Origin of the sequence: Paraburkholderia sp. Tr-20389 (assembly GCF_017104565.1) — a bacterium.
In the GTDB taxonomy this organism is placed as follows: Bacteria; Pseudomonadota; Gammaproteobacteria; order Burkholderiales; family Burkholderiaceae; genus Paraburkholderia.
Genome location: NZ_JAAGPD010000097.1, coordinates 1 through 6,437, shown reverse-complemented (window position 1 = coordinate 6,437; position 6,437 = coordinate 1). Strand labels below are relative to the sequence as shown.

General features: G+C 63.1%; 7 protein-coding genes. 1 reads left to right on the top strand and 6 read right to left on the bottom strand.

Translation table 11 applies throughout. From position 1 onward, the window contains the following. Positions 1 to 266: 266 nt before the first annotated feature. The 6 genes from G3N95_RS40210 to G3N95_RS40185 all read right to left on the bottom strand — a co-directional run bounded on the left by G3N95_RS40210 (position 267) and on the right by G3N95_RS40185 (position 5,123). On the bottom strand, positions 267 to 713 hold the full coding sequence (locus G3N95_RS40210) for a hypothetical protein (protein WP_205975625.1): 447 nt from the start codon (positions 711 to 713) through the stop codon (positions 267 to 269). Between the two features lie 221 nt (positions 714 to 934). Beyond that, on the bottom strand, positions 935 to 1,705 hold the full coding sequence (locus tag G3N95_RS40205) for an HpcH/HpaI aldolase/citrate lyase family protein (RefSeq protein WP_205975624.1): 771 nt from the start codon (positions 1,703 to 1,705) through the stop codon (positions 935 to 937). 65 nt (positions 1,706 to 1,770) lie between these two features. Continuing rightward, the gene (locus G3N95_RS40200; RefSeq protein WP_205975623.1) at positions 1,771 to 2,586 is read right to left on the bottom strand and encodes an NAD(P)-dependent oxidoreductase; all 816 of its coding nucleotides are present in this window, start codon (positions 2,584 to 2,586) and stop codon (positions 1,771 to 1,773) included. Positions 2,587 to 2,625: 39 nt separating this feature from the next. After that, positions 2,626 to 3,969: an MFS transporter gene (locus G3N95_RS40195; RefSeq protein ID WP_241019213.1), complete on the bottom strand. Its 1,344-nt coding sequence runs from the start codon at positions 3,967 to 3,969 to the stop codon at positions 2,626 to 2,628. A 117-nt stretch (positions 3,970 to 4,086) separates the two neighbouring features. Further along, positions 4,087 to 4,863: a hydroxypyruvate isomerase gene (gene hyi / locus G3N95_RS40190; RefSeq protein WP_205975621.1), complete on the bottom strand. Its 777-nt coding sequence runs from the start codon at positions 4,861 to 4,863 to the stop codon at positions 4,087 to 4,089. Positions 4,864 to 4,940: 77 nt separating this feature from the next. Continuing rightward, a complete protein-coding gene (locus tag G3N95_RS40185; RefSeq protein WP_205975620.1) occupies positions 4,941 to 5,123 on the bottom strand; it encodes a hypothetical protein in 183 nt (60 codons plus the stop codon). Positions 5,124 to 5,446: 323 nt separating this feature from the next. Between G3N95_RS40185 and G3N95_RS40180 the strand changes: the two genes are divergently transcribed. Then, positions 5,447 to 6,214: a DUF4410 domain-containing protein gene (locus G3N95_RS40180; protein ID WP_205975619.1), complete on the top strand. Its 768-nt coding sequence runs from the start codon at positions 5,447 to 5,449 to the stop codon at positions 6,212 to 6,214. Positions 6,215 to 6,437: the final 223 nt, after the last annotated feature.

Genomic DNA, 6,437 nt, shown 5'->3' with positions numbered 1-6,437 from the left:
TCGGCACGAACGGCCGCAGCATCATCAATGCAACGGCAACGATCGGCGATGGTTTCAACTCGACGCCTTCGTCGTCGCGCAGCATGGTCGGTGTCGGTGCAGGCATCATTCACCGGTTCTGATGCGGGTTTGATGTTGCTTTGACGCAGTAGAAAGCGCCGCGATTGCGGCGCTTTTTTATGAGTGGGACTCGTCCGCGTGACACGGGCACCGTTATGGCCGTGCCCGTGTCAGTTCGCTCGACGAACTGGTGACGCTAACGCTCGCTACGGCTTGACGTTGATAGTCGGAGTGCTGTTCGCGAACGAGGGTGTGATCCCGCCAGCGGCAGGTGCGGGAGTGCCCATCTGCGTGCGCGCCGATGTCGTAAAACTGCCGTTGCCGTTGTTGGTCAGCTCCGTGCTGCTGCCGTCCCCGTTGCGGTATGTGATCTTCTGCCACTGCCCCGTCGTCGGCGAGAAAGATGCTTCCCCACGGTTTTGCCCGTCCGGTCCCGTAAGCGCGGTGTGCGTGATCCGTCCGTTCGCGTTCGTTGCCACTAAACTTTGCGAACCGTCGCCATGATCGATGATGGTCGGGCGAGGCGGATGGTTAAAGAGCGGATCGAGCGGAGGTGTCGGCGGTTGATTGGTCTGATTCTGGTCGGCAAGATGATTTGCTGCGTCGGGAGCACTACTTTGGATTTTCATGGAAACGTCCAAATGCATGGTCAAGAGATTGAGCAGCCCGCCGTGGGTCGCAGATCACGCGTCGCTGGCGGGCCGCTCGCTTGCCCCCTTCACGATGGGGACGCTTCCAGTATGTGGACGTGCAGCGGGGAAAGGTGATGACCAGGTAGGCGGCCGGCGCGATGCAAAGGCAGCGAGCCGGCCCGAGGTCCAGTGGAGATGATGGATAACGGCAAGTATCGTGTGCGGACCTCCGCGCCAACCCGCTACCCAACCGTCTTGAACCTCGCCGCAAGCTGCTCCGCATTGCGCGCGAGCAGGCCAATATCCGACCCAACTGCCGTGAACAGACAACCCAGCTCCACATAATGCCGGGCGAGCGCTTCATCGCCGGTGAGAATGCCCGCGGGCTTGCCGGTGGCGACGATGCGCCGGATCGTATCGTCGACGGTGGCCTGCACGTCGGGATGCCCGATGTTGCCGACATGCCCGAGCGCAGCCGCCAGATCGCCCGGACCGATGAAGATGCCGTCGACGCCTTCGACGGCAGCAATCCGCTCCAGATTCTGCAAGCCGAGCCGGCTCTCGATCTGCACGAGCACGCACAACTCGCTCGCGCAAAGCTGCGGATAGTCCTTGATCCGTCCAAAGCCCGAAGCTCGCGCACCCGACGCATAGCCGCGCACGCCTTCGGGCGGATAGCGCGTGAACGATACGGCGTCGCGTGCTTCGTCCTCCGTCTCTACGTAGGGAATCAAAAGCGTCTGCGCGCCGCTGTCGAGCAGACGCTTGATCGTCACCATGTCGTTCCACGGCGGCCGCACGATCGGATGCGCGGCGGTGCCCGCGCATGCCTGCAACTGGCTGTGCACCATCGGCAGTTCGTTGGGCGAATGCTCCATGTCGAGCAGCAGCCAGTCGAAGCCCGAACCCGCCAGGATTTCGACGGACACATGGCTCGCGAGGCTCGACCACAGCCCGATCTGCTGACGCCCGGCCAGCAGTGCGCGTTTGAATGGATTCTCCGGAAGCCTCATCGCGTTCTCCACAAAAGGGAACCTGCAAGGACTTGCAACACGGCGTGCGCCGGGCGGCGCAATGCTCAGCGCGTGACGTTGCGCTTTTCGGGCGGCGTGTAGTCGATCGTCACGAAGCCGCCGCCCTGATAACGCTGGGCGACAGGATCGAGCGGATTGGGCTGGCCGAGGATTTCGCCGGCGTAGTCTTCCGCGTTCTGCTTCGGCTCATAGCCGAGCGGTGCCGCCGCCGAATTGTCCCAATAGCTGCGCGTGTTGTTCGATACGCCCCAGACCACCTGAAAACCCAGCCCGGGCACGTTGATGCAGCGGCCGATCAGATGCAGGAAATCGTCATGACCGAGCCACGTGCTCAGATGGCGGAACTCGGTCGGCTTTTCGATGCAGCTGCCGATGCGGATGCACACGCTCTCGATGCCATGCTTGTCCCAGTACATGCGCGCGAGCGATTCGCCCCACGCCTTGCTGAGACCGTAGAAGCCATCGGGCCGGAATGCGCAATCCAGCGCGAGCTTGTCTTCGACGGGATACATGCCGATCGCGTGATTCGAACTCGCGAAGATGATGCGGCGCACGCCATGCCGCCGCGCGCCTTCGTACACTTCGACGAGACCGCGCAGATTGTTCTCGATGATTTCGGGCAGCGGCTTTTCGACGCTCGTGCCCGCCATATGGATCAGCACGTCGGCGCCCTGCATCAGCCGGTCGACGACGGCGGGATCGCGCAGGTCGCCGTGCATCACGTCTTCGCCATCGAACATCGGCTCCAGCGCGCGCGAGCCCGCCGCGGAACGCAGGTTCACGCCGCGCTCGTTCAGCGCGGCACGCAGGAAGCGGCCAAGCTGTCCGCCCGCACCGCTCAAAGCAATCTTTTTCGTCATGATCAAACCTTGTTGTCAGTCAGGCTGGGGTACAGCACATCAGCGGCCCGGGGTCTGCCGTTCGGCGATATCCGCGTGCGCGGCAGCGCGTGCCGGCGCGGACGGCTCGCCATGCGTGATGAGCTTCCAGGCCACGGTTGCGCCGATCACGTCGAACAGCATCAGGCAGACGAACAGCGGGTTATAGCCGAGAGTAGCCGCCAACGCGCCGACGATCAACGAGAAGATCATCCCGCCCAGCCAGCCGAACATGCCCGAGAAACCTGTCGCCGTGCCGACTTCGTGCTGACCGAAGACGTCGGAAGCGAGCGTGAACAGCGCGCCCGAAATGGACTGGTGCGCGAACGCGCCGACGCAGAACAGCGCGATTGCCGCATACGGGCTGGTCGCGAGGCCGATGCACGCCGGGCCGACCATCAGCACCGCGCCGCAGATGATGACCAGCTTGCGCGAGTTGATCAGCGACGCGTTGAAGCGGCGCATGAAGAACGGCGCGAGATAGCCGCCGACGACGCAGCCGAGATCCGCGGCGAGGAACGGCATCCAGCCGAACAGCGCGATCTCCTTCAGGTTCATGTGACGCACGCTGAACAGATACAGCGGAATCCAGAAGTTGAAGGTTTGCCACGCCGGTTCGGCGAGAAAGCGCGGAATCGCGATACCCCAGAAGCGGCGCGTCGACAGCACGTGACGCCACGAGGGACGCGAGGCCGCATCCTGCGTCCGGCGCTCCTGGCCGGACAGGATGTAGTCGCGCTCGTCCGTCGAGAGGTTCGGGTGATCTTCAGGCTTGCGGAAGAACACGAGCCACAGCCCGACCCAGATCAGCGCCGAGCCGCCCGTCACGACGAAGGCCATCTGCCAGTTGAAGGTCAGGATGCAGTACACGACGAGGGGCGGCGCGAGCATCGCGCCGACCGACGTGCCCGTGTTCAGCCAGCCCGTCGCGATCGAGCGTTCTTTCGCCGGAAACCATTGGCTGATCGCCTTCATGCCCGCCGGGAAAATGGCCGCTTCGCTCATGCCGAGCAGGCCACGGAAGAACGCGAGCGAGGTCCAGCCGGTGGCGAGGCCATGCAGCATGTTCGACGCGGCCCACGCGATCGCGAAGATCGCAAAGCCAATCTTGAGACCGACGAAGTCGAGGATATAACCGGCGATGGGCTGCATCACCGTGTAGGCGCCCTGGAAGGCCGCGACGACGTACGAGTACTGCTGTGTCGTCATGTGCAGCTTCTCGGTCAGCGTCGGCGCGGCGACGGACAGCGAGCTGCGTGCGAGATAGTTGAAGATGGTCCCGAGCATGATGAGCCCGATGATCCACCAGCGTAGTCCTTTGATCGTATTGCGTTGCACTGCTTGTCTCCTGCGGATGGCCGTCATCGTGTGCTGCCTGCGATGCCGTCCGGTGCGTCTGCTTGTGTCTGGCGCGAGGTTGAGGACTGCTGCGGGTGCGCCGCGCCGCAGCAGTGAATGAATGATTGGCGGAGTGCCGGCGAATCAGAGGTATGCAGCTGTCCAGCCGAGCCCCGCATCGGTGGTCGAGCGCGGCTTGTATTCGCAGCCGATCCAGCCTTCATAGCCGATCGCATCGAGATGGCCGAACAGGAACGGGTAGTTGATTTCGCCCGTGCCCGGTTCGTTGCGGCCGGGGTTGTCGGCGAGCTGGATGTGCGCGATGCGCGGCAGTTGCTTGCGGATGGTCGCGGCGAGTTCGCCTTCCATCCGCTGCATGTGATAGATGTCGTACTGCAGGAAGAGGTTGTCGCCGCCGGCTTCGTCGATCAGATCGAGTGCCTGCTGCGTGCCGCTGACGTAGAAACCTGGGATATCGAACGTATTGATCGGCTCGACCAGCAGGCGGATGCCGGCGCGCTTCAATTGCGCGGCGGCAAAGCGCAGATTGCCGGTGAAGGTCTCGCGGATTGTGTCCGGATCGACGCCGGCGGGCGCGATGCCTGCGAGTACGTTCACCTGCTTGCAGCCCAGCGCCTGCGCATAGTCGATGGCGGCGCCGACGCCTTCCTGAAACTCGCCGATGCGATCGGGCAGACATGCGATGCCGCGCTCGCCGCTCGCCCAGTCGCCGGCGGGCAGATTGTGCAGCACCTGTTCGAGACCATGCTGATGCAGCAGTGCGGCGAGCTGCGCCTTGTCGTACGCGTACGGGAACAGATATTCGACGCCCTTGAAGCCGGCCTTCGACGCGGCCGCAAAACGCTCCAGAAAATCGTGCTCGGTGAAGAGCATCGTCAGATTGGCGCAGAGTTGGGGCATGGCGTTGTCTCGCTCCTGATGTCGGGGCAGCGCGGCGAACGGAACACGCAAGGTCGTTCTGCCGGCGATTTTCTATGTCAGACATCGTCGCTTTCAGCGCGCAACTTGTCAAGCAAATAATCGGTGTCTGACAGTTTGCCGCCGATCTCGCGCAACGTCGGGGTGAAGACTCCAAGCTGACTGTAATCCAACGGAAGCCTGTACCAGGGCGATTCTGCACAGTGTGTGCGATATCCTGCGGTGAATTTGATGTCGGACAAGTTGTATTACAACGGCGTGTGCGTTGGGCCTGGAATCGAAGCACGATCGCATGCGCGGACAGAGGCAAGAAAACGCGAGACTGCCGCCGTCCGCATCGCCCGAAACCGTCATGGATAACGCCGCGCGGGACATGACATGAGTCGACATAATTCGTCGATAGCCACTGCACGGCTGCTCGACCATACTGCGTTCCGCGTGCTGAGCTGCAACAACAAAACGAACCGGCGATTCACGCATCTGTGACTCGCCGATGCCGCCTCGCATGAAGCCAATCATCGGACGATCCGCTCAATCAACTGACCCGATGACAGGACTTCACATCATGTTTGCAGCTCTCAACTCCGTTCGTGGCAAAACCTTCCGCAGCGCTTCCGCCGCACTCGCATTCAGCGCGATGCTGCTGAGCGGCTGCGCAGCCGCCAGCGTCACGAACACCGCTCAATATTCGACGCTCACGCAGGCGAATCCGCAAAACGTCTACGTGTACACGTTCGCGAGCAACCCGGAGTCGGTGAAGCTCGACAACAGCGGCCTGATCCACAAGCTGAGCGCGAGCTTCTCGGGTTCGTCGGAGGAAGTGCAACAGACCCAGGAAGCCGCCGAAGCGAGCAACGCGCTGACGGATCAGGTGGTGGCGAAACTGCAATCGATGGGCGTGCACGCGATCCGTACCGATGCGCCGCCGCCTGCCGACCAGAACGTGCTGATCGTCGAAGGCGCGGTCGGCTCGATCGACGCGGGCAACCATCGCCGCCGCACACTGATCGGCCTCGGTGCGGGCAAGAGCGAGGTGACGGCGCACGTGCAGGTGCTCTACAAGCCGGCAGGCGGCATGCCGCAACTGGTGCAGACGTTCGACGCCGATGCGAACAGCGGCCATATGCCGGGCGTCGCGGAGACGGCGGGTGTCGGCGCGGCAGCGGGTCATGTGGCGACGTCGGCGGCGGCAGGCGGTGCGCTGCATGTCGGCGCGGAGCACAAGGGCGACACCGTGACGAGCGACGCGAAGAAGCTGGCGGATTCGGTGGCGAAACAGGTCGCGCAGATCGGCGTCACGCAAGGATGGGTGCAGGGCGACCTGGTGAAATAACGCTGGAAAAACGGGGGAAAGCGCGGCCGCGTAATCGACGGGTAGTCGACGGCCGTGTCGAGAGGAGGCGAATGGCGATGCCGGACGGCATCGCCATTTGTTTTGTGCGCCCAGCATGGGCGCACTCCTGCGGGTGCAAGTCCCGCCATAAGCTGGTCACAGCGAATGAAGTGAAGCGCAACTGCATGAGGGCGACCGAGTGTGGGGAGGAAGCGTGGAGCGT